Annotated in this window: 16 protein-coding genes; 1 reads left to right on the top strand and 15 read right to left on the bottom strand. The window is 71.5% G+C overall.

The window, feature by feature from the left end:
• Positions 1 to 162 precede the first annotated feature (162 nt).
• Complete coding sequence (locus ACH4RC_RS26325; RefSeq protein ID WP_398205341.1) at positions 163 to 567, bottom strand: globin; 405 nt, start codon at positions 565 to 567, stop codon at positions 163 to 165.
• Between the two features lie 82 nt (positions 568 to 649).
• On the opposite strand from ACH4RC_RS26325, the gene ACH4RC_RS26320 reads away from it, so the two are divergent.
• Entirely contained in the window at positions 650 to 1,648 is a 999-nt protein-coding gene (locus tag ACH4RC_RS26320) for a methyltransferase domain-containing protein (protein WP_398205340.1), read from the top strand.
• A 137-nt stretch (positions 1,649 to 1,785) separates the two neighbouring features.
• On the opposite strand, the gene ACH4RC_RS26315 is transcribed toward ACH4RC_RS26320, so the two are convergent.
• The 14 genes from ACH4RC_RS26315 to ACH4RC_RS26250 all read right to left on the bottom strand — a co-directional run bounded on the left by ACH4RC_RS26315 (position 1,786) and on the right by ACH4RC_RS26250 (position 21,099).
• On the bottom strand, positions 1,786 to 3,204 hold the full coding sequence (locus ACH4RC_RS26315; protein ID WP_398205338.1) for an FHA domain-containing protein: 1,419 nt from the start codon (positions 3,202 to 3,204) through the stop codon (positions 1,786 to 1,788).
• Between the two features lie 101 nt (positions 3,205 to 3,305).
• On the bottom strand, positions 3,306 to 4,649 hold the full coding sequence (locus tag ACH4RC_RS26310) for a VWA domain-containing protein (RefSeq protein WP_398205337.1): 1,344 nt from the start codon (positions 4,647 to 4,649) through the stop codon (positions 3,306 to 3,308).
• 81 nt (positions 4,650 to 4,730) lie between these two features.
• Entirely contained in the window at positions 4,731 to 6,014 is a 1,284-nt protein-coding gene (locus tag ACH4RC_RS26305) for a protein phosphatase 2C domain-containing protein (protein WP_398205336.1), read from the bottom strand.
• 31 nt (positions 6,015 to 6,045) lie between these two features.
• Positions 6,046 to 9,006, bottom strand: coding sequence for a tetratricopeptide repeat protein (locus tag ACH4RC_RS26300; RefSeq protein ID WP_398205334.1), 2,961 nt, complete (start codon positions 9,004 to 9,006; stop codon positions 6,046 to 6,048).
• 2 nt (positions 9,007 to 9,008) lie between these two features.
• Positions 9,009 to 10,334: a hypothetical protein gene (locus tag ACH4RC_RS26295; RefSeq protein WP_398205332.1), complete on the bottom strand. Its 1,326-nt coding sequence runs from the start codon at positions 10,332 to 10,334 to the stop codon at positions 9,009 to 9,011.
• 52 nt (positions 10,335 to 10,386) lie between these two features.
• Positions 10,387 to 11,463, bottom strand: coding sequence for a glutamate ABC transporter substrate-binding protein (locus ACH4RC_RS26290; RefSeq protein ID WP_398205330.1), 1,077 nt, complete (start codon positions 11,461 to 11,463; stop codon positions 10,387 to 10,389).
• A gap of 14 nt (positions 11,464 to 11,477) precedes the next feature.
• Positions 11,478 to 12,926, bottom strand: coding sequence for a hypothetical protein (locus ACH4RC_RS26285; protein WP_398205328.1), 1,449 nt, complete (start codon positions 12,924 to 12,926; stop codon positions 11,478 to 11,480).
• 339 nt (positions 12,927 to 13,265) lie between these two features.
• Positions 13,266 to 14,240, bottom strand: a complete 975-nt coding sequence (locus ACH4RC_RS26280; RefSeq protein ID WP_398205456.1) for an N-acetylglucosamine kinase — start codon at positions 14,238 to 14,240, stop codon at positions 13,266 to 13,268.
• Positions 14,237 to 15,502, bottom strand: a complete 1,266-nt coding sequence (locus ACH4RC_RS26275) for a 6-phospho-beta-glucosidase (RefSeq protein ID WP_398205326.1) — start codon at positions 15,500 to 15,502, stop codon at positions 14,237 to 14,239. Before ACH4RC_RS26275 ends, ACH4RC_RS26280 begins: the two co-directional genes overlap by 4 nt.
• Before the next feature lie 43 nt (positions 15,503 to 15,545).
• Positions 15,546 to 16,454, bottom strand: a complete 909-nt coding sequence (locus ACH4RC_RS26270) for a carbohydrate ABC transporter permease (RefSeq protein ID WP_398205324.1) — start codon at positions 16,452 to 16,454, stop codon at positions 15,546 to 15,548.
• Between the two features lie 5 nt (positions 16,455 to 16,459).
• Positions 16,460 to 17,395 carry a carbohydrate ABC transporter permease gene (locus ACH4RC_RS26265; RefSeq protein ID WP_398205323.1) on the bottom strand — a complete coding sequence of 312 codons (936 nt, stop codon included), beginning with the start codon at positions 17,393 to 17,395 and terminating at the stop codon, positions 16,460 to 16,462.
• A gap of 17 nt (positions 17,396 to 17,412) precedes the next feature.
• On the bottom strand, positions 17,413 to 18,750 hold the full coding sequence (locus ACH4RC_RS26260; RefSeq protein WP_398205321.1) for an ABC transporter substrate-binding protein: 1,338 nt from the start codon (positions 18,748 to 18,750) through the stop codon (positions 17,413 to 17,415).
• A 71-nt stretch (positions 18,751 to 18,821) separates the two neighbouring features.
• Positions 18,822 to 20,006 carry an ROK family transcriptional regulator gene (locus tag ACH4RC_RS26255; protein ID WP_398205319.1) on the bottom strand — a complete coding sequence of 395 codons (1,185 nt, stop codon included), beginning with the start codon at positions 20,004 to 20,006 and terminating at the stop codon, positions 18,822 to 18,824.
• A gap of 556 nt (positions 20,007 to 20,562) precedes the next feature.
• Positions 20,563 to 21,099 carry an HNH endonuclease gene (locus ACH4RC_RS26250; protein WP_324769927.1) on the bottom strand — a complete coding sequence of 179 codons (537 nt, stop codon included), beginning with the start codon at positions 21,097 to 21,099 and terminating at the stop codon, positions 20,563 to 20,565.
• Between the last annotated feature and the right edge of the window lie 20 nt (positions 21,100 to 21,119).

The following is a 21,119-nucleotide window of genomic DNA, read 5'->3' as shown; positions in this document are numbered from 1 at the left end:
TGCCGCCCCCACATCCCCGTTCACGCTGCACGCGTTGGTCGTGCGCCCCCGAAACTATGTCCGGATGCTGTCAGAAGGGGGCGGGGTTGGGGAAGAGGTCTGGACCGGACAGCGGGGTCGGGTGCTCGGTGAGCGGTGCGCTCGGTGTCCTGCGGCGGGGGGTCAGCCCGCCGTGTTCACCATCGACGCCGCCGCGTACGTCAGGTAGTTCCACAGCGTCCGCTCGTGCTCCTCGCCGAGACCGAGGCTGTCCACCGCGTCCCGCATGTGCCCCAGCCACGCGTCGTGCGCCGCCCGGTCCACCTGGAACGGAGCGTGCCGCATCCGAAGGCGCGGGTGCCCCCGGTTGTCGCTGTACGTGCGAGGGCCGCCCCAGTACTGCATGAGGAACAGGGCGAAACGCTCCTCGGCGGGGCCCAGGTCCTCCTCCGGGTACATGGGGCGGAGCAGCGGGTCCTGTGCGACGCCCTCGTAGAAGCGGTGCACGAGGCGGCGGAAGGTCTCCTCTCCGCCCACCTGCTCGTAGAACGTCTGCTCCTGAAGCGTGTCGCGCGGGATCTCAGTCACCCGTCCATGCTGCCAGACCGCCCGGCCGAGGACTGCGGCCCCAGGTCTCGCCGATCGGCCCGCGCCGCAGCACAGTGGACATATGGGACCGGACGACGTAGGTGACCCCGACCCGCTCACCGTACGGGGGCGGGCCGCGCTCGCGCGGGAGATCGCGCAGAGCGGGGTGTGGGACGCGGGCGGGGACCCCGGCTCCCGGTGGCGCGCCGCGTTCGAGGAGGTGCCGCGCCATCTCTTCGTGCCGTACTACTTCCTCGGCGTACCCGGCGGCTACGAACGGCTGTGGGGCGAACACCCCGACCCCGAGCGGCGCGCCCGCTGGCTGCGCGGAGCCTACGCCGACCAGCCCCTGGCCACCCGGCTGCGCGACGGCGAACTCGTCTCCTCCAGCAGCCAGCCGTCGCTCATGGCCCGCATGCTCGTCGACCTGGACGTACGGGACGGGGACCGGGTCCTGGAGATCGGCGCGGGCACCGGCTACAACGCGGCGCTGCTCGCACACCGCCTCGGCGACGACCACGTCACCACCGTCGACCTCGACCCCGAGATCACCGAATCGGCCCGCAACCATCTCGCCGCCGCCGGCCACCGGCCCGCCGTCGTCACCGGGGACGGGGCGCGCGGCTGCCCCGAGCGGGCCCCGTACGACCGGATCCTCGCGACCTGCGCGCTGCGCTCGGTGCCCGTGGCGTGGCTCGGGCAGTGCGCGCCCGGGGCCCGGATCCTCGCCCCGCTGTCGACCGGGCTGCTCGCCCTGACCGTGCGGGACGCGACGTACGCGGAGGGCCGTTTCCTGCACACCCCGGCGTACTTCGTCGCGCTGCGCGGTGACAGCCGGGGCGCGACGCCCGTCCAGCACATCGGGGGGTTGCCGCGACGGGGTCTGCGGGACGAGTTGTTCCGCTTCCTGCTGACGCTCACGGCCGGCTCCATGGACCCGAACGAGGCGTTCGCGCTGTTCGAGCGGGAAGGGCGGCCCGGACGGGAGCGGTTCGGGGTGACCGTGAGCGGGGGGCGGGAGTGGGCGTGGCTGGATGATCCCGAGGGGCCGTATGTGTGGGGGCTCGGGGCTTCGCCGTAGGGGCGCGTGTCCGTCGCCGGGCGCGGCGTGCGTCGTGGCCGGTCGCGCCCCGCGGCGGAGGCGCTGACGGACACAGCACAGCGCCCCTGAGGCGCGTGGCTTCGCCGCTGCCTCAGGGGTGCTGTGAGAACTGCTGGCTAGATCCGGTGGATCGTGATCGTCGTCCAGGCGCCTACGTGCACCCGGTCGCCGTCCTGCAGCGGTACCGGGACGAAGGGCTGGATCGGTTCCTCGCCGCCGTTGACCGTCGTGCCGTTCGTCGAGTTCTGGTCGACCACCGCCCACGTGCCGTCCGGCTGCTGCACGAGCACCGCGTGCGAGTGCGAGACGCCCGGGTCCTCCGGCGGCACCGACAGGTCGATGTCGGGGGTGTCGCCGGTGGAGTGGCGGCGGCGGCCGATCGTGACCTGGTTGCCGGTGAGCTGGCGCTGCTGCTCGGGCGAGTACGCGGGCAGGTTCAGGCCCGACGCCTCGGGGCCGCTGCGGTGCATCATCGCCATGAAGTAGTCGCGGTCCGGGCCGATCGTCGCCGACCAGCTCACCGCGTACTGCGGCCGCTGCTCATGCTGAGGTGCCTGGGGCGCCTGAGGTGCCTGAGGTGCCTGGTGTGCCTGCGATGCGTGCGGCGGCTGCTGCTGGAACGGCGGCGCCGTCGTCGACTGAGCCGGAGCGGGCGCGGACGCGGCCGACGGGGGCGAGATCACCCAGTCGTCACCGTTCGTGCCACCGGGGCCCGGCGGACCCGGCCGCGCGGGCGGCGGACCCTGCGGATGTCCCTGCGGGGGGCCTTGCGGAGGCCCTTGCGGGGGACCTTGCGGAGACTGCGGCCGCCCGAAGTCGGGGAACGGCTGCGGCGGACCGGACTGCGGATGACCGGACTGCGGATGACCGGACTGCGGATGACCGGACTGCGGAAAACCAGGCTGACCAGGCTGCTGCGGCGTGGGCGGCGGGCCCGGCTGCTGCTGCGGCGCGGGCGCCGGCGGCTGCTGCTGGAACGCCTGGGGGACACCGCCCCCCGTCCCGTTCGGCCCCGGCGGCGGCGGGAACGGGGACGGACCCGAGGGCTCGTTCCCGAACGGGCTCGGCGGGATCGGCTCGGCGGGCCGGTTCATCTGCGAGGGGCGCGAGCCCTGGTACTCGTACGGGTCCGGGCCCTGCGGCGGCTGCTGGAAGCGCAGCGCCGGGTTCGGCCCACCAGGGCCACCAGGGCCACCGGGCCCACCAGGACCGCCGGGCCCACCAGGTCCGCCCTGCGTGGGCAGTGGCGGGTTCGGGGCCGCCGGGGTGTACGACGTCGCCGTGTTCGTGAGGAAGTTCCAGCGGCACTCCTCGCAGAACGGTGCGCCGCCCTCACGCGGCGTACGGCACTGCGGGCACAGCTCGGGCGCACCGCCCGCGCTCCCCGGCGCCTGCGGCACGGACGGTCCGGGATATCCGTAACCGGCGGCCGGTGGCGGCGGCGGGGGCGGGGGCACGGCACCGGTCATGCGGTGACCGCAGACCTCGCACCAGTCATCGGAACCCGACTGGTGTCCGTTCGGGCAGGTCGGCATGTCGGCGCTTCCCCCTCTCCTTCGCACGTACTCGTATCCGTTCGTATCCGTACGTTCAGTCTGCGCTGTTGCTCGGTTCGCGCGTTTGAGCGTTTGAGCTGCTACTTCTTCACGCGAACCGTCTTGGTGGACCGGGTCTCGAGAGTCATCTCGTCGGCTTCCGCGACCTTCGCCTTCAATCGAACAGTACCTTCCGCGGCGTCGACCACGTCCACCACCTTCGAAAGCAGTTTCGCCGTATCCGCGTTGCCGGACAGGGCCGCGAGCTGGACGGCGCGGCCGAGTTTCGCCGTCGCCCCGTCCGCGTCTCCGGCCTTGCGCGCGTCCAGGCCCTGCTGGATGACCTGGGCCAGTTCGGCCTGCCCGGTGTAGTGCGCGACCTGCGGGTTGATCGACGTGGAGGCGGCCATGTCGTCCGTCCACACGGCGCGGACGAGGCCCTGCGAAAGGGTCTGCGCCGGGCCGTCCGGCTGCGGGATCACGAGGGAGACACGGGCGGCGAGCATCTCCTGGCCGACCTCGGCCTGGGGGACCTGGACGCAGACGTGGTAGTCGCGGGACTCGTCGCCCCACGAGCCGGTCGGGTAGTCGCCCGCGCGCACGCCCGCCTCGGTGCGGCGGTCGGTCAGGTCGCCGACCGTGGGCGCCACCTGCTTCACGAACTTGATCTCGGAGCCGAGCGGCGTCCACAGGCGCAGGGAGACGTCTGCCACTTCCTTGCCCATCGCCGTCTCCATCATCAGCGTGAAGTCGGACGCGAGATGCGCGGGGTCGGCGACGATGTCGGCGGTGCCGAGCAGCGCCGAGGCGACGCCTGTGACCTCTTTCACCTCCCAGTCCGTGCCGACGCCACGCGCGTCACAGGTGAAACGGCCCGCGCAGGCGTCGAGCGTGGCGCGCAGGTCCTCGGGCGACTCGTGCTCGTTGCGCCCGTCGGTGAGCAGGATGCCGTGGCGGATGACGACGTCCGCGGAGGACAGCAGACGGTCGGCCAGGCGCAGCCAGGTGCCGATCGCGGTGCCGCCGCCCGCGGTGAGCCTGCGCAGCGCCTGCTTGGCCTGTTCCCGGGTGGTGGGATCGGCGACCGCGAGCCGCCCGGCGCCCGGGTAGACCTCCTTGGCGACGTGCGTGCCCGCGATCACCGCGAAGTGCACGCCGTCCCGCAGGGTGTCGATCGCGGCGGCCGAGGCGTCACGGGCGCCGCGCATCTTCGTCGGCGGATAGTCCATGGAACCGGAGCAGTCCACCATGAGCGCCACCGCGGCGTCCGGGCTGTCACCCGCGCTGTACAGGTGCGGGGCGCCCGCGGCGGTGCCGATGGTGCCGCCGCCGGTGGACGTCACGGTGACGATCGCGTTGACCTCGCGGCCTCCCTCGGGCAGGTACTCGTTCTGGTACACCTCGACCGAGAACTGCGGGATGTTCGACTTCGAGAAGTTCGCCATGACGGTAAGTCCCCCCTGAACCCAACCACCGTTAGAAAACAAGCACCGTTCGCACGGAACCACCGGACGGTGTCGCCCGGTCTAGGCCGATCCTGCCCCTTGTCCCGGAACCGGGAACGGCAGCACCGCCACTGTTACGTTGTCGTGGCCCCCGCCGTCGAGCGCGTGCCCGACGAGCACCTGGGCGCAGTGCAGCGGCCGCCGCGCCGCGTCCACCGGCACCACGTGCGCCATCTCCTGAGCGCCCTCCGCGTAGTTCCACAGCCCGTCGGTGCACACCACCACCACACCAGGCCGGTCCGGCTTGAAGGAAGCGGTGTGCGGCTCCAGTTCGTAGGCGTCCGCGCCGAGCCAGCCGGTGATCGCGTGGGCGCGCTCGTCGGCGTACGCCTCCGCCTCGTTCATCAGGCCCGCCGCGACCATCTGCGCGGCCCACGAGTCGTCCTCGGTGAGCCGGGCGGCGGGCGCCGTCCGGTCGTCGGGCACCCAGTAGGCGCGTGAGTCGCCGATCCAGCCGACGATCAGCAGCTCGCGCGTGATGATCGAGCCGACGAAGGTGCAGGCCGGGGCGTTCTGGTGCGGCTGGTGCTCGCGGGCCGTCTCCGGCTCCTCGGCCAGGGCGTTGACCGCCTCGGCCGCCGCGACGATCGCCTCGTGCATGGCCTGCTGCGGGTGCGTGCCGCGGGGCAGCGACTCGTGCAGCGCCTCGTTGGCCGCGCGGGACGCGGCGAGGGAGGCGTCGTCGGGCCGGGTCGCGGAGGACACCCCGTCGCAGACGACGGCGACGACCGCGGGGGAGCCGTCGGGCAGCGCGGCCGAGGAGACCGCGAACGCGTCCTCGTTGCGATGGTGGCGCAGGCCCCGGTCGCTGACGGCGGCGACCGCCCCCAACTCCTGCTCCATGTGGTCGCGTTCACGCGGCTGGGCGTGCCCGCAGTTCTCGCAGTAGCCGTCGGCGTCGACCTGCCCGGCGCGGCACGCCACGCACACCTTCGTCCCGGCGGGCGGCGTCGTGGCCTCCAGGACCTCGGGCGGCACCGTCCGCGGATCGGGCGCGGCCAGCTCGAAGTCACCGCCCGCGTCCACCGGGTCGTCCAGCTTCACGGCGGCGGGCAGTTCGGTGCCGCCGGACTCGATGCCGGGGATCTCGGCCGGCACGTGCACCGGCGCGGGCGTGTCCGAACTGCCCGGCTCGGGGACGTCGGGCCAGTCCACCTCGGCCGTCTGCGGGGCGGTCATGGTCAGCGTCGGCTGGTCGCCGGAGCCCGTCGGCGCCGATGGCACCGACGACAGGTCGTACCCGCAGGCGCCGCAGAAGCGGTCGCCCTCGTCGAGCGGCTCCTCGCAGCTGGGACACACTGACATGGCGGCCGCCTTGTGCGTCTGCGACATCAACTCACACCCACGTCCGGGGGCGGTAGCGGTTGGCCCGCTCCACCAGTTCGATCCTCTCCTCGCCACGCTGAGCGAGCCTGGCCAGTGTCCGGTACGAGCGCTCCAGGCCGAGACGCAGGCCGCGCTCGTCCAGATCGTTGCCGAGCACCACCGCGCGCCCGGAACCCTGAGGCTGACCGGAACCCTGCCTACCGGAGAGTACCCAGTCCAGGGCCGTGCCGAGGACCTCGGTGGACAACTGCTCACGGCGCACGGCGTCGAGCCCGAACGAGTCGAGCGCCTCGACCTGTCCGGCGGCCGCGGTCAGATCGTTCAGCAGCGGGTCCCCGTGGAGCCCCTCGGTCATCCGGCCCCGCAGACGCGCCCGCACCGAGGCGACGCGGGCCGCCGTGTAGTGGATCGACGACTCCGGGACCGACTCCAGGGTGCGCACCGCGCCGCTCCGGTCGCCCGCCGCGAGCTGTACGCGCGCCAGGCCGAACGCGGCGCTGACGTAGCTCGGGTCGGTGGACCACACGAGGCGGTAGTACTCCGCCGCGTTGTCCAGCTGCCCGAGTACCTCCGCGCACACGCCGAGCGCCAGCTTCGGCGCGGGCTCGCCGGGGAACGCGTCGTACACCGCGTCGAACGACAGGGCCGCGCTCTCGTGGTCGCCCGTCGCGAGCGCCGCGACGCCCCGGTACCAGACCACCCGCCAGTCGTCGGGACGGTCGGCCTCCAGGGCGGCGAGGCCCCGTACGGCGGAGTCGAGTTCGCCCATCTCCAGGCGGGCCCGGAGCTCGCGCAGGCGCAGCTCCAGGGAGCCGGTCGGCGCGGCGTGCAGGGCGGCGATCAGCTCGGCGGGCGCGGACGCCATCAGGCCCGCGAGAAACCCGGCGTTCGGGTCGCCCGGGTCCACCCGCGGCACCGGCAGGGCGAGCGCCGTCATCGGCGCCTGCAACTGCTTGACCAGCGCGGACGGAGACGGCGGCAGCGCCGGCACGGGCGGCGGCGCGGCGAGCGCGGCGGCCTGCCGCCGCCCACGACCGGACCGGCGCCCATTGGCGGGCTGCCCGCCGTTTCCGACCTGCCCGCTGTTTCCGGGTTGCTCGCCGTTTCCGGTTCGCCCGCTGTTTCCGGGTTGCTCGCCGTTCCCGGTTCGCCCGCCGTTTCCGGTTCGCCCGCCGTTCCCGGGCGGTCCACCGTTTCCGGCTTGCCCACCGTTTCCGGCTCGCCCACCGTTTATGGCCTGGCCGCCGTGCCCGGCCTGGCCGCCGTGCCCGGTCTGGCCGCCGTTCGCGGACTGCCGTACGCGGACGGGGACGACCCGCGCCCCCAGGCGCGACACCTCGCCCTCGAAGCGGCCGAACAACTCCGTGTCGGTGACCTTCACTTCCGGCCCGAACAGGGTCGACAGGGCGGGGCGCGGCCGGTTCGTCTGCAGCGCCACGACCTCGCGCAGCACACCCGTCAGCTGCTCGCTCATCTCCTGCGCGGAGGCGAACCGGCGGGCCGGGTCCGGGTCGGTGGCGCGGACGAGGAGCCGGTAGAAGGACTCGTAGCGGCGGAAGACCTCGATGTTGTCGGGGTCGGGCAGGGAGTCCACGAAGACGTTCGTGTAGCCCTGGAAATCGAAGGTCAGGACCGCGAGCGTACGGGCGACGGTGTAGAGGTCGGAGGCGACGGACGGGCCGGCCTCCGCCACCTCGGGCGCCTGGTAGCCGACCGTGCCGTAGATCGCGGACTCGTCGTCGTCCATCCGCCGGACCGCGCCCATGTCGATGAGCTTGAGCTGGTCCTCGGTCTGTATCGCGTTGTCGACCTTGAAGTCGCAGTACAGCAGGTTGCGGCTGTGCAGATGGCCGAGCGCCTCGAGCGCCTCGATGCCGTACGCGCACGCCTGCTCGACCGCGAGCGGGTCGCGCTTGCCGTCCGGGGTGCGCCGCTCGTTGGCGATCTCCTTCAGCGACTTGCCGCCGACGTACTCCATGACGATGTAGCCGTCCATGGAGCCGGTGCGCTGGTCGAGGTGTTCGACGAAGTTGTAGATCCGGACGATGTTGGAGTGCTCGATCTCCGCGAGGAAGCGGCGCTCCGATATGGCCGCCGCCATCGCGTCCTGGTCGCCCGTGTCGAGCAGGCCCTTCAGGACGACCCAGCGGTCGGAGACGGCCCGGTCTATGGCGAGGTAGACCCAGCCGAGACCGCCGTGCGCGAGACAGCCCACGACCTCGTACTGGCCGTGCACCACATCACCGGCGCCCAGCTTCGGCACGAACGAGTACGGGTGCCCGCACTTCGTGCAGAACCCCTCCGTACGGCCCGGCCGCCCACCTCGCGCCCGGCCGACCGGGGCGCCGCAGTCCGAGCGCGAGCAGAATCGCTTCCGCTCGGGGACCTCCGGGTTCTCCTGCACCATGACGCGCGGGTCGGGCCGCGGCACGTCCGGCACCCGGACGAGGCCCGCGCCGAGCCGCGCCCGGCCCGAACCGCTCGCCGACGTGCCCGAACTGCGCACCGACACCGACCGCGACGACCGTGACGTCGAGGCCCCCGACAGCGAACGCGACAGCCGCCCGGACACCGACCGGCGCGACTGCGACGACCGCGACGAGGCGCGCGACGACGCCCGCGAACTCGACGACGAACTCTGCGAACCCCGCGAACCGCCCCCCGCGATCCCGGTCGCGGGCGACACCACCATGCCGGTCGGCGACACGACCGGGGCGAGCCCGCACGTGCCGCAGTACAGCTCGCCGCCGCCCACGTCCTCGTAGGAGCCGGTGCAGCCGGGCCGCTGACAGCTTTGGTCGGCCGCGCTCCCCGCCGAGCCCAGCGCCGTTCCCTGCGCGGTTCCCTGCGACGGCACCCGCGCCGGAGCGCCCTCCGGCTTCAGCCCGCAGGTGTCGCAGTACAGCTCCCCGCCCATGTCCTCGTACGACCCGGCACAACCGGGCCGCGTGCACTTCTGCCCTTCGGCCATGGCTACGACTCCCCCCTCCGGTCGCTGGGCGCCGCCCGCTCGGGGCCGCCCGACGACAACACCTCGGCGGCCGCCCGCTGATAGCGCAGCACCGCCTCACCCGCCACCCGCAGATCGCAGGGCGCGCTCCACAGCATGCGGCGCGCCGCGTCGTACCGCTCCACGAGGAACGGGTCCTCCGCGAACCCGAGCCGGGCCATCTTCGCCTTGTACGCGTCGAGCCGCCCGCGCAACTCGGCGCGGACGGCCAGGGGCGCGGTCACCGCCGTCAACGACTCGCGGGCGCGCAGCAGTTCGTCGTCGGCCTTCGTCTCCAGGGATTCGAGGAGCGGCGAGAGCCGGTGCCACTGGCCGTGTCTGCGGTAGTCCGCCGCGCGCGCCAACTGCTCCTGCAACGCGATCGGCGGCCCCGACACCGCGGGCACCTCCGACGCGGCGATCTTCGCGAGGACCTCGCCGCGCGCCGATCTCGCCTCGGCGAGCGTACGGTCCGCGCGTGAGAGCACGTCCCGCAGCCGGCCGAGCCGGGCCTCGGCGTCCTGCCGCACCGTGAGCACGGCCTCGATCTCGCGCCGTACCTCTTCGAGGGCGCGCGCCTGCCGGTCGTACGCCGTCGTGTCCGGCCGCCCGCCGCCCGGGGCCGAGCTGCCGGGCGCCTTCTGCCAGTAAGTGAGCGGGTCCGAGACCACTTCCTCGCGCAGCCGGGTCAGCGCGGAGGTGATCCGCTCCAGGTCGTCCCCGGACGGATGCTCCCCGGGCCGTACGCCGACGGAGTGCGCGAGGCGGCGCGTGCGGTGCAGTTCGGCGGCGAGCAGGTCGATCCGGGCGGGCAGCGCCGACCACACCGCGTCGGCGGCGACGACCATGTCGAGGGACGACGCGTACAGCTCGTTCATCCGCTCCACGAGCCCGGCCAGGGTGAAGTGCTCGGACAGCTTCGCGGGACCGGTGATCGACTGCGCGCCGCCCGTGCCGTCACCCGCGCCCGGAGCGACCGTGACGGCCTCGCCGCGCAGCAGCTCCGTCAGCTGCGTGAGGTCCTCCCGGTTCGGCCACTTGCGCCGGGAGCGGACCTCACGCGCGGAGCGCAGCGCGCCCGTGTACGCGTCGAAGTACGTCCAGAGCAGCGTGATCGCCTGCTCGGCGGCGGCCCAGCGCTCCCGGGTGGCCCCGGTCAGCCGCGCGCCTTCGAGCAGGCGCCGCCCGGCGTGGTCCTGGAGCGCGAGCAGCGACGTCTCGATCGCCTCGTGCTCGGCACCGAGCCGGCCGAGGGCACGGTCCGCCTCGTCCCGGTCCATCACCGGACCAGGGGGTCCCGCGACGCCCATCGATCACCTCTCGCTTCTTTCGGTTCCCACATCGGACAGCGTGCCGGGCCGGTCACTTGTACTTGGGCGCGGGCGGTCCCTCCGACGCGCCGAGCGCGGTCTTCAGCCAGCGGTCGTACGACTTCTGCCAGCCGCCGCCCGGCTTGCGGTAGTCCTCCAGGACCTCGTTGACCCGGCGAACCAGGTCGTCCGAACCTTTCTTCATGGCGACGCCGTAGTACTCCTCGGTGAACGGCTCGCCCTTCAGCTGCACCGTGGGGTCCTGCGCGGCCTGGCTCGCCGCGAGGGCGCCGTCGGTGACCACCGCGTCGACCTCGCCGAGCTGGAGGCGCACCAGGCAGTCCAGCTGGTTCGGCACCGTCGTGGAGATGTCCGTGTCGTCGGGGATCTTCTTCTCCACCAGGCCCTGCTTCAGCGCGGTCTCGGCGGTCGAACCGGCCGCGGAGCAGACCCGCTTGCCGCCGAGCGTGTCGTCGAACCCGTCGATCTCCGACGCCTTCGGGGCGAGCACCTGCTGGCCGGTCTGGAAGTACGCGGTGGAGAAGTCGACGTCCTTCAGGCGGTCGCAGCTGATGGTCATCGTGCGGACCACCATGTCGACGTCGCCGCGCTGGATCGCGGGGATGCGCTGGTTCGTCGGGATGGCCTTGAAACGGATCTTGTCGGGGCTGCCGAGGATCTCCTTGGCGATCTCGTGCGCGAGATCGATGTCGAAGCCCTCCAGCTCACTGGAGCTGCCCGTGCTGTTCGGGTCGCGGTAGCCCCACCGGTAGCTGTTCTGGTCGACGCCGACCGACACGTAGCCCCGGTCCTCGATGTCCCGCACCGCGCCGCCGCTGTCGCTGCCGGAACGGCTCACGCTGCGCTCCGGCTCCTTGCCCGGCACGTCCGGATCACAGTCGTCGGCCGCGGCCTGGACACCGGCGGCGACACCACCGGCCCCGAGCCCCGTACTCGCGTCTCCGTGGCCGCCACCGCCGACGCCGCGCTGCGTCAGGGGGAGCACCAGCGCGAACACCACCGTCAGGGCGCAGGCCACCGCCATCGACGCCACGCCGCCCCAGCCGCGCAGACTCACCCCGCGGATGGATCGCTCCCGTCGTCGCCCTCGTGGCCTTCGTTCCCTCATCGCCGCACCCCCTCTCACCGGTACTCCGACAGCCTGCGCCCGATGCCGAGCACCGCGCCCACCGCGGCGAGCACCGCGAGCAGGGCCGCGCCGACGGGCAGCCCCGTCATCGCGTCACGGCCGCCGCCCGCCTCGCTGCTGAACTGACGCTGCTCGTGCGCGAGCGCCTTGTCGAGATTCTGGTCCACCAGATCGAAGCACTCACCCGTCGGCTTGTCCTGCTTCGAGCCGATGATCTTGTCGAGTGCGCCCTGGTAGTCACCCGCGTCGTCCTGCTCGCGCGCGTCCGTGTGGCGCTTGAGCCATTCCTTCATGCTTGCGTTCGCCCCGCCGACGGGCGTACGTCCCGCAGCGTCGTCGGCCAGCCCGTCCGCCGCCGTCAGCTTCGTCGCCAGCACGTCCATCTGCTTCTGGAAGTCGACGTCGTACTTGTCCTTGGTCTCGCCCTTGACGGTCGTCGTCTCGGCACCGCGGCTGACCAGCGTCAGGTTCTCGTTCCCGCGCGCCTTCAGGGAGGCGATGGACGCGTCGTGCAGCACGTTCAACGACCGTACGCCGTGGTCGTACGAGGCGTTGAGCCCGCTGCGCGCGACCGTGTGCCCCACGACGAGCCACAGCAGGACGACGACGGAGGCGGCCGTCGCGGCGAGCATCCCGTGGTTGAACACCCGGTTCGTGCGCCGGTAGTTGCGCCGCTGCGCCCACACCAGGACGCCGAGCGCGACCACGCCGAGCGTGATCGCGATCCAGGGGTACGGGGTCGCCGCGTCGTAGTCGTCGCGCAGCCGCTGGTTCTCGGTCGTGTAGAGATTCTCCGCCTCGGGGAGCATCTCGGTCTGCATCTTCTCGTTCGCGTACCGCAGATAGGCGCCGCCCAGCGGGAAACCCTGCCGGTTGTTGGCGCGGGCGCGCTCGATGAGGCCCTTGTACTGCGGCAGCAGCGTGTTGAGCTTCTTGATCGTCTCGGCCGAGGCGGTGCCCGGGTCGGTGCTGGCCGCGGCGGTCACGAGTTTCTGCGCGGCGGTACGGATGTTCTTCTCGTACCGGTCGCGCACGGCGGCGGGCTCCTGGCCCCCCGCCAGGAACCCGCTGGACGCGGCGGTGTTGGCGTCCGCCAGCGAGCGGTAGATGTCGGCCGCGTCCGCGCTCAGCGGCTGGCTGGAGTGCAGCACGTCGTCGGCCGCCGCCGACCGGTCCGTCATCTGCCACGCCGTCGTCGCCCCGAACGCGACGACGAGCAGCGCGAGCACCGCACCGATGATCCGCAGCCGCCCCGGCTCGGTGGTGGCCGCCGAACGCAGCCGGTCGACGCCTTCCGCCCAGGCGGTACGCCTCGCCGGCGCGGGGGTGGGTGCGGGCATGGCTGGTACCGGCCCCGGCGGCTGCGGTTGCGGCGGGCGCTGCTGCTGCGGAGGCGCGCTCGGCCTCGGCGGCGCGGCGCTTCCGTTCGGCGGGTATGTCACTCGACCCTCCCCCATGGAGTCGTACGTCGGCCGCAAGTATCGCTGCCGCGCCGGACATCCGCACAGCCATTGCCTGGATCTTGTTTTACGGCCCCTCCCTTGAACACGAACTGGGGAGGTGTTCGGTTCCCGAGCGCACGTTTCGCCCCGCGGGTTCGTCGTGGCTGGTCGCGCAGTTCCCCGCGCCCCCAAAATGCGCACTACGTGCGCCATGCCATGGGACCGCGGCTTCATGGGGCTGCGGCGAAGCCGCATGCCCCAGGGGCGCGGGGAACTGCGCGACCAGCCACGACGCAAGGCGCACCCGGCGACGGCCCCCCAGGCCCTACGGCGCGACCCTCACCCGGCGAAAGCGCCGCGCAACCTCGTATGGACCTCGGGCGGAGCCCCAACCGCGTCAAGCCCCAACAATCCCGCCCCCAGAACGGGCCGCTCGGACACCACCCGAACCACCGCCTTCGGCGCCCGCGCCGCCAGCAACTCCCCGATCCGGGAGTCCAGCTGAGGATGGCGCGCGGCCAGCACACTCCCGCCGAGCAGCACCGGAACCGCCTCCTCCAGCAGGCCGAGCCGCCGCAGGGCAACCGTCGACATGGCCACCACTTCCTCGGCCATCCTGTCCACGAGCCGCCGGGCCACCGGATCCCCGTCCGCCGCCGTGGCGAACAGCACAGGCGCACACTCATGCCGCCGCGCCGCGGGCAACCGCCCCAGATGCAACGCCTCGATCAGCGCGTACATGGAGGAGAGCCCGAAGTGCTCGGGGAGCGTGCGCATCAGGGCCGTACGCTCGCCGCGCCCGTCCTCGGCGCGCGCCGCGTACCAGAGCGCCTCGTCGGCGAGCCCTCCGCCGCCGCCCCAGTCCCCGGACATCTTCCCGATCGCGGGGAACCGTGCGGTACGCCCGTCGGGCAGCATGCCCACGCAGTTGATCCCGGCGCCGCACACGACGGCGACCCCGCGCGGCTCGGCGTCCTCCAGGAGCCCGGCCCGCAGCACGGCGAAGGTGTCGTTGCGTACGTCCACGCTCGCGGACCCGGACCAGCCACGCGCGCGTACCGCCCGTGCGAGCCCTTCCTCCTCGACCGGCAGATCGGCGTTGGCGAGACAGGCCGAGACATGGTCGACGGAGTCGACGCCCGCCTGCGCGAACGCCCGGCCGACCGCCTCCGCGAGGACGTCCACGGCCGTCTCGACGCCCACGACGGGCGGCTGGAACCCGCCGCCGCGGGCCAGGGCGACGACACTGCCGTCGGCCGCGACCACCGCTACGTCGGTCTTGCTGTTCCCCGCGTCGATGGCAAGGACGGTCATGCCCACGCGAGATGCTCCCGGTTGTGCGCGATCAGCTGGTCGGTGAGGTGCTCGGCGTACTCGATCTGGCCGATCAGCGGGTGCGCGAGCAGCGCCTTGAAGACACGGTCCCGGCCACCGCGCAGGGCGGCGTCCAGGGCGAGGTCCTCGTAGGCGGTGACATGGGCGACGAGACCCGCGTACAGCGGGTCGAGGCGAGGCACGGGCAGCGGCAGCGCGCCCTTGCCGTCGACGGCGGCCTGCACCTCGATGACGGCGTCGTCGGGGAGGAACGGCAGGGTGCCGTTGTTGTACGTGTTGACGACCTGGTGCGCGGAGCCGCCGCCGCCGAGCAGGGACGCGGCGAGATCCACGGCGGCCTCGCTGTAGAAGGCACCGCCGCGCTTGGCGAGCAGCGCGGGCTTCTCGTCGAGCGCCGGATCGCCGTACATGGCCAGCAGCTCGCGCTCCATCTCGGCGACCTGCGCGGCGCGCGACGGCTTGGTGCGCAGCTCTCGTACGACGGCGTCGTGCTGGTAGTAGTAGCGCAGGTAGTACGAGGGCACGACGCCGAGCCGGTCGACGATCGCGCGCGGCATGTGCAGGTCCTCGGCGATCGCGTCGCCGTGCTCGGCGATGAGGCGCGGCAGCAGGTCCTCGCCGCCCGGGCCGCCGAGGCGGACGCCCAGCTCCCAGGTGAGGTGGTTGAGGCCGACGTGGTCGAGGTGCACGTCACCCGGGGCCACGTCGAGCAGCTTGGCGAACTTGCGCTGGAAGCCGATGGCCACGTTGCACAGCCCGACCGCCTTGTGACCGGCCTGGAGCAACGCGCGCGTGACGATGCCGACCGGGTTGGTGAAGTCGATGATCCAGGCGTTCGGGTTGGTGCGGCGTACACGCTCGGCGATGTCGAGCACGACGGGCACGGTCCGCAACGCCTTCGCCAGGCCGCCGGCGCCGGTCGTCTCCTGGCCGACGCAGCCGCACTCCAGGGGCCACGTCTCGTCCTGGTCGCGCGCGGCCTGGCCGCCTACGCGCAGCTGGAGCAGCACGGCGTCGGCGTCGGCGACGCCCGCGTCCACATCGGACGTGGTACGTATGACGCCCGGGTGGCCCTGCTTGGCGAAGATGCGGCGGGCGAGTCCGCCGACCAGTTCCAGGCGGTCGGCGGCGGGGTCGACGAGCACGAGCTCCTCGACCGGCAGCGTGTCCCTCAGCCGCGCGAAACCGTCGATGAGTTCGGGGGTGTAGGTCGAACCTCCGCCGACCACTGCGAGCTTCATGAGCGAATACCGTCCTTAATCCTTGATCCTCGGTCCTCGGTCCTCAGCCCTTGACTCCGGTGAGGGTGACGCCTTCGACGAAGGCTTTCTGTGCGAAGAAGAAGACGATGCAGACCGGCGCCATCACGAGCAGCGTCGCGGCCATCGTCAGGTTCCAGTTGACGCTGTGCGCGGACTTGAACGATTCGAGCCCGTAACTCAGCGTCCAGGAGGCCGGGTTCTGGGCCGCGTATATCTGCGGCCCGAAGTAGTCGTTCCAGCAGTAGAAGAACTGGAACAGCGCGATCGCGGCGATGCCCGGCTTGGCCATCGGCACGACGATCTTCAGCAGGGTCCGCAGCTCACCGCAGCCGTCGACCTTCGCCGACTCGATGTACTCCTTCGGGATCGTCAGCAGGAACTGCCGGAGGAGGAAGATCGAGTACGCGTCGCCGAACGCCATCGGGATGATCAGCGGCCACAGCGTCCCGGAGAGGTGGAACTGCTGCGCCCAGACCAGGTACATCGGGATGACGATGACCTGCGGCGGCAGCATCATCGTCGAGATGACGAGGAGCATCGCCGTACGCCGCCCGCGGAAGCGGAACTTGGCGAGCGCGTAGGCGACGGGTATCGCCGAGCAGACGGTGAGGAGCGTGCCCAGGCCCGCGTAGAGGAGCGAATTCCTCCACCAGTCGAGGAACCCGTCGGTCAGGAAGACGGTCCTGTAGTTCTCCCAGTGCCAGGAGCTGGGCCACAGCTCGCCGCTCATCGCCTGGTCGTCGCTCATCACGGACGTCAGGAAGACGAAGACGAACGGCAGGACGAACAGCAGCGCGACGGCGACCGCGATGCTGTGCACGGCGATCCAGTGCAGGACGCGCTTGCGGCGGGCGCGGGCACCGGCCGGGCCTCTCTCGGGGGAGGTGGCGGCGGCGGTGGTGGCCGCCGGGCGCAGGGTCGTAGTGGTCATGGGGATCAGTCCTCCGCCGAGAGCAGGCCCGAGCGCTTGCGCATGAGCAGCATGGTCACGGCCATCGCGATGACGAACAGGACGAGCGAGAGCACGCACGCCGCGCCGGTGTTGAAGTTCTGGAAGCCCATCGAGTAGACGAGCTGGGGGACCGTCAGGGTCGAGTGATCGGGGTAGCCCGGCTGGATCACGGACCCGGGCCCGATGGAGACACCGGACGCGATCTTCCCGGCGACCAGCGCCTGCGTGTAGTACTGCATCGTCTGTACGACTCCGGTGACCACGGCGAACATCACGATCGGCGTGATCGACGGCCAGGTCACGAACCGGAACTTGCTCCAGGCACCCGCCCCGTCCAGCTCCGCGGCCTCGTACTGCTCCTTCGGTACGTCGAGGAGCGCGGCCATGAAGATGACCATGAGGTCGCCGATGCCCCAGAGCGAGAGCATGACGAGGGAAGGCTTGGCCCAGGCGGCGTCGTTGAACCAGTTGGGCCCCTCGATGCCGATCTTGCTCAGGACCTCGTTCACCGGCCCGGTGGCGGGGTTGAGCAGGAAGACGAAGGCGACGGTCGCTGCCACCGGCGGCGCCAGATACGGCAGGTAGAACGCGGTCCGGAAGAACCCGACGCCGCTCTTGATCTTCGTGACGAGCAGCCCGAGCGAGAGCCCGAAGACGACCCGCAGCGCCACCATGATCACGACGAGCCACAGCGTGTTCCACAGGGCGGGCCCGAACAGCGGCATGTCCTGGAACACGTACTTCCAGTTCCGCAGCCCCACGAAGGTGGGCGCCTTGATCTGGTTGTAGTGCATGAACGAGAAGTAGACGGTGGCAAGGAGCGGGTACGCGAAGAAAGCGCTGAACCCGATCAGCCAGGGCGAGAGGAAACCCAGCGTGCGCAGTCTGCGGCGCGCGGGCCGGGAGAGTGTGAGTGCCATGCGCGAGTTCCTGATTCTCAGTTCTGCGACTGCAGGGTGTCGGCGTCGATGAGCTTGTCGAGGCGTTGCAGCCCCTTCTTCAGATCCGGGACCTTCCCCGCCTCCTCGGTGTACGAGAAGTCCTGAAGCTGGACGACGTACATCCCGCCATTGGTCGACGGAGGCAGCACCTGGCTGTACTCGTTCTTCGCGATGTCGAGGAACGTACGGAACGTGGGGTCGGCGTCGAGTTCGGGCGAGGCGAGCGCAGCTTTGGTGGACGGCACGTTGTGAATGGCGTTGGCGAACGCGACGACCTGATCGGTGTCGGCGGTCAGGAACTTGACCAGCTCCCATGCGGCGTTCTGATGCTTGCTGCTGTGGGCGATACCGGCGACGGTGCCGGTCAGGTAGCCGCGCCCGTACGTCTCGGCCTGATCGTCGGGAACGGGCAACGGTGCGACGTCCCAGTCGAACTTCGCCTTGGCCTCGTTGAGCATCAGCCCGCGCCATTCACCGTCGAGATGCATGGCGAGCTTCCCGCTGAGGAATGCGTTCTGATTGGACATCTCGTCACCGAAGGAGGTCCGGAACCGCTCAAGGGCGTCGTATCCGCCCTGTGCGTCCATCAGCTTCTTCGCGGTGTCGAAGAACGCGTAGGTCGCCGGGTCCTTCGAGAGCCGCGACTTCCCGTCCTTGTCGAAGTACGTGGGCCCCCACTGGGCGAACAGCCGGTCGGGACTGTTCTGGTAGAGCCGGAAGTCGGGCATGAACCCGACGCGCTTGTACGAGTTGCCGTCCTTCGCCGTGAGCTTTTCGGCGTCGGCGATGAACTGGGACATCGTCTTGGGCGGGTGAGCGATGCCCGCCTCCTTGAAGGCGTCCTTGTTGTAGTACATCCCGAAGGCGTCGGCGAGCAATGGCAGCGCGCACTGGTTGCCTTTGTAGCTCGTGTAGTCGAGAAGGGACTGCGGAAAGACCTTCTCCTTGTCGAGCCCGGTCTTCTTCATGAACGGGTCGAGGTCGACCCACATGCCGGAGTCGCAGTACTGGCCGACGTTGTTGGTGGTGAAGGACGACACGACGTCGGGCGCTTCGTCGCCACCCGCGCGCAGCGCCTGGTTGACGGTGGCGTCGGAGACGTTGCCCGTGGCCTGCACGTGGATGTTCGGATGGGCCTTCTCGAAGCGGGCGATCGAGTCGTTGATCGCCTTGACCTCGCCGGGCGCCGACCAGCCGTGCCAGAACTTGATGGTCACCGGCTTCGTCGGATCGTCGTCGGCGCTGCCGGTACTCGGGTTGGCACAACCGGCGAGCAGCAGTCCGGCCGCGGCGAGCACGACGGGAGCGCGCAGGGGTATACGCCATCGGGGCATGGCGAACGTCCTTTACGTGTACGGGGATTGTTCTTCGAAAGGGGGCGGTTCTCTGGGCCCGTCAGGGGGTGTCAGGCGTCACTGGTGTCGAAGACGGTGGAGCGGGCCTGGGTGAGGGCGGTGCGCAGGGCGCCGGTGAGGATGGGATCGCCGTCGAGTTCGCTGATGCGCAACTGGGGGCGGGGCAGGGCGAGTCCGGTGAGCTCGGCCTCGACGCGCTCGCGCAGGGCGTCACCGCCGGCCTTGGCGACCTGCCCGGACAGGACGACGAGTTCGGGGTCGACCACGGCGACGACGGCGGCGAGCCCGGTGGCGAGCCGCCGGGCGACCTCGTCGAGGACGGGCGCCTGGGCGAGCGCGGCGGCGAGATCGGCGGCATCCGGAGCGAGTTGCCGTACGGCGGGGGCGGCGACGAGGCTCTGGAACCCGCCGCCCGCGTCCGTCCGGGCGGCGACGGCGTCACCGCCACGGGCCAGCGGGGCGCCGGGCAGCGGCATGTAGCCGATCTCCCCGGCACCGCCGGTCGCACCGCGCAGCAGGACGCCGCCGAGGACGATGGCGGCGCCGACGCCCTCATCCACGTAGGCGAGGACGAAGTCGTCATGGTCCTGCGCGGCGCCTTCGTACTGCTCGGCGAGGGCGGCGAGGTTGACGTCGTTCTCGATGGAGACGGGGGTGCCGAGCACTTCGGCGAGTTCGGCGCGCAGGGTGCGGGAGTGCCAGCCCGGCAGGTGGGGCGCGTAACGGAGCTGACCGGTGCCGGGGTCGATCGCGCCCGGCGTGCCGATGACGGTGGCGGTGAGATCGTCGTGCCCGAGCCCCGCCCGGCCGAGAGCCCCGTCGACGGCTTCGGCGACGAGCTGCGCGGTCCGGTGCCGTACGTCCTCGGCGACGGCGTGGGCCTCGATGCGGCACCGGCCGCGCTCGGCCCCGGTGATGTCGGCGACGACGGCGGTGATGCCGGTGGGGTCGGCGGAGAGCGCGGCCACGTGGGCGGCGCCGGGATCGATCTCGTAGAGCATGGCGTTCGGCCCCGGGCGCCCGCTCTGGCTCCCGGTGGTGCGCACGAGCCCGGCGGCTTCGAGCCGCCCGAGGATCTGCGAGGTGGTCGGCTTGGAGAGGCCGGTCAGCTCGCCGATACGGGTGCGGGTCAGCGGGCCGTGGGCGACGAGGAGGTCGAGCGCGGCGCGGTCGTTCATGACGCGCAGGACGCTTGGGGTTCCGGGGGTTCCGGGGGCGCCGGGGGTTGCCGCCATCGCCGCTCTGTCTCCTCGCTGCCACCATTGTTAGGAAAGTTTCCTATCGGCTGCGAGGAACGTAAGTCTCAGGTGACGGGGGCGTCAATAGGGGGTGGAGGCGAGGGGGCCAACTCGTTATCCGGGGTGTCGGCACCGGACGCCGACCGGCCTCAGCCCGCGAACGGGGCGGTGTCGAGGGTCGGGTAGGGCTCGGGCAGGGGAGCGGACGGCCCAGGTCGACCTCGGTGCGGGTCGTGTAGTGACCGTCGACCGGGACGGAGTAGCAGGCGGCCTGCTTGGCGTGCCGGTCGATCAGGACGCGAGCAACGCGCGGGTCCGTCCGTCCCGGTGAGCCACTCTGTACCCGTTGTCCACGCCGGCCAGGTCGAACCCGGCCAGGTGAAACTGGACGATCAGCTTGACTGCTCCGGCATTGTGACCATTCGAAGCTGACGGCATGCCGAGCGGAAGGGGGCGGCCGGACCTGCCTTGCGGCAAGCGGCCGCCCCCCCCACGAACTCTGTGACCCACCCACCCCCCAGACCCCCGCATACACGAAGACCCGGATCGAAGATCAGGCAGACACGCCTTCGATCCGGGCCAGGGCCTCGTCCGCGCCGAACGGCTGCAAGTACGGCAGCCAGCGCGGATCGCGATGTCCGGTCCCGATGATGCGCCAGGCCAGACCCGACGGCGGAGCCGGTTTGTGGCGCAGGCGCCAGCCGATCTCCACGAGGTGGCGGTCGGCCTTGGTGTGGTTGCAGCGGCGGCACGACGCCACCACGTTGTCCCAGGCGTGCAGACCCCCGCGGGAGCGCGGGATCACGTGGTCGACGCTGGTTGCGACGCCACCGCAGTACATGCACCGGCCGCCGTCGCGGGCGAACAGTGCACGCCGGGTCAGAGGAACGGGCCCCCGGTAGGGGACCCTGACGAACCGCTTGAGCCGGACCACGCTGGGAGCGGGGACGGTGCGTGTCGCGCTGTGCATGAAGGCGCCGGACTCCTCGAGGCACGTGGCCTTGTTCTCGAGGACGAGTACGAGCGCGCGGCGGAGCGGTACGACGCCGAGTGGCTCGTACGACGCGTTGAGGACCAGGACATGCGGCACGGATGCCTCCTTGTACGCCG

The sequence above is a fragment of the Streptomyces sp. NPDC016845 genome, assembly GCF_044332585.1.
GTDB lineage: Bacteria > Actinomycetota > Actinomycetes > Streptomycetales > Streptomycetaceae > Streptomyces.
The sequence above is the reverse complement of the archived record's forward strand: the minus strand, read 5'-3'. Positions and strand labels throughout refer to the sequence as shown.

Bases quoted from the DNA above. Each gene is read 5' to 3' on its own strand.
- ACH4RC_RS26275 (WP_398205326.1), bottom strand. From the start codon at position 15,502: ATGAAGCTCGCAGTGGTCGGCGGAGGTTCGACCTACACCCCCGAACTC.
- ACH4RC_RS26310 (WP_398205337.1), bottom strand. From the start codon at position 4,649: ATGGCGAACTTCTCGAAGTCGAACATCCCGCAGTTCTCGGTCGAGGTG.
- ACH4RC_RS26280 (WP_398205456.1), bottom strand. From the start codon at position 14,240: ATGACCGTCCTTGCCATCGACGCGGGGAACAGCAAGACCGACGTAGCG.
- ACH4RC_RS26255 (WP_398205319.1), bottom strand. From the start codon at position 20,006: ATGGCGGCAACCCCCGGCGCCCCCGGAACCCCCGGAACCCCAAGCGTC.
- ACH4RC_RS26315 (WP_398205338.1), bottom strand. From the start codon at position 3,204: ATGCCGACCTGCCCGAACGGACACCAGTCGGGTTCCGATGACTGGTGC.
- ACH4RC_RS26305 (WP_398205336.1), bottom strand. From the start codon at position 6,014: ATGTCAGTGTGTCCCAGCTGCGAGGAGCCGCTCGACGAGGGCGACCGC.
- ACH4RC_RS26265 (WP_398205323.1), bottom strand. From the start codon at position 17,395: ATGGCACTCACACTCTCCCGGCCCGCGCGCCGCAGACTGCGCACGCTG.
- ACH4RC_RS26320 (WP_398205340.1), top strand. From the start codon at position 650: ATGGGACCGGACGACGTAGGTGACCCCGACCCGCTCACCGTACGGGGG.
- ACH4RC_RS26290 (WP_398205330.1), bottom strand. From the start codon at position 11,463: ATGAGGGAACGAAGGCCACGAGGGCGACGACGGGAGCGATCCATCCGC.
- ACH4RC_RS26300 (WP_398205334.1), bottom strand. From the start codon at position 9,006: ATGGCCGAAGGGCAGAAGTGCACGCGGCCCGGTTGTGCCGGGTCGTAC.
- ACH4RC_RS26295 (WP_398205332.1), bottom strand. From the start codon at position 10,334: ATGGGCGTCGCGGGACCCCCTGGTCCGGTGATGGACCGGGACGAGGCG.
- ACH4RC_RS26260 (WP_398205321.1), bottom strand. From the start codon at position 18,750: ATGCCCCGATGGCGTATACCCCTGCGCGCTCCCGTCGTGCTCGCCGCG.
- ACH4RC_RS26270 (WP_398205324.1), bottom strand. From the start codon at position 16,454: ATGACCACTACGACCCTGCGCCCGGCGGCCACCACCGCCGCCGCCACC.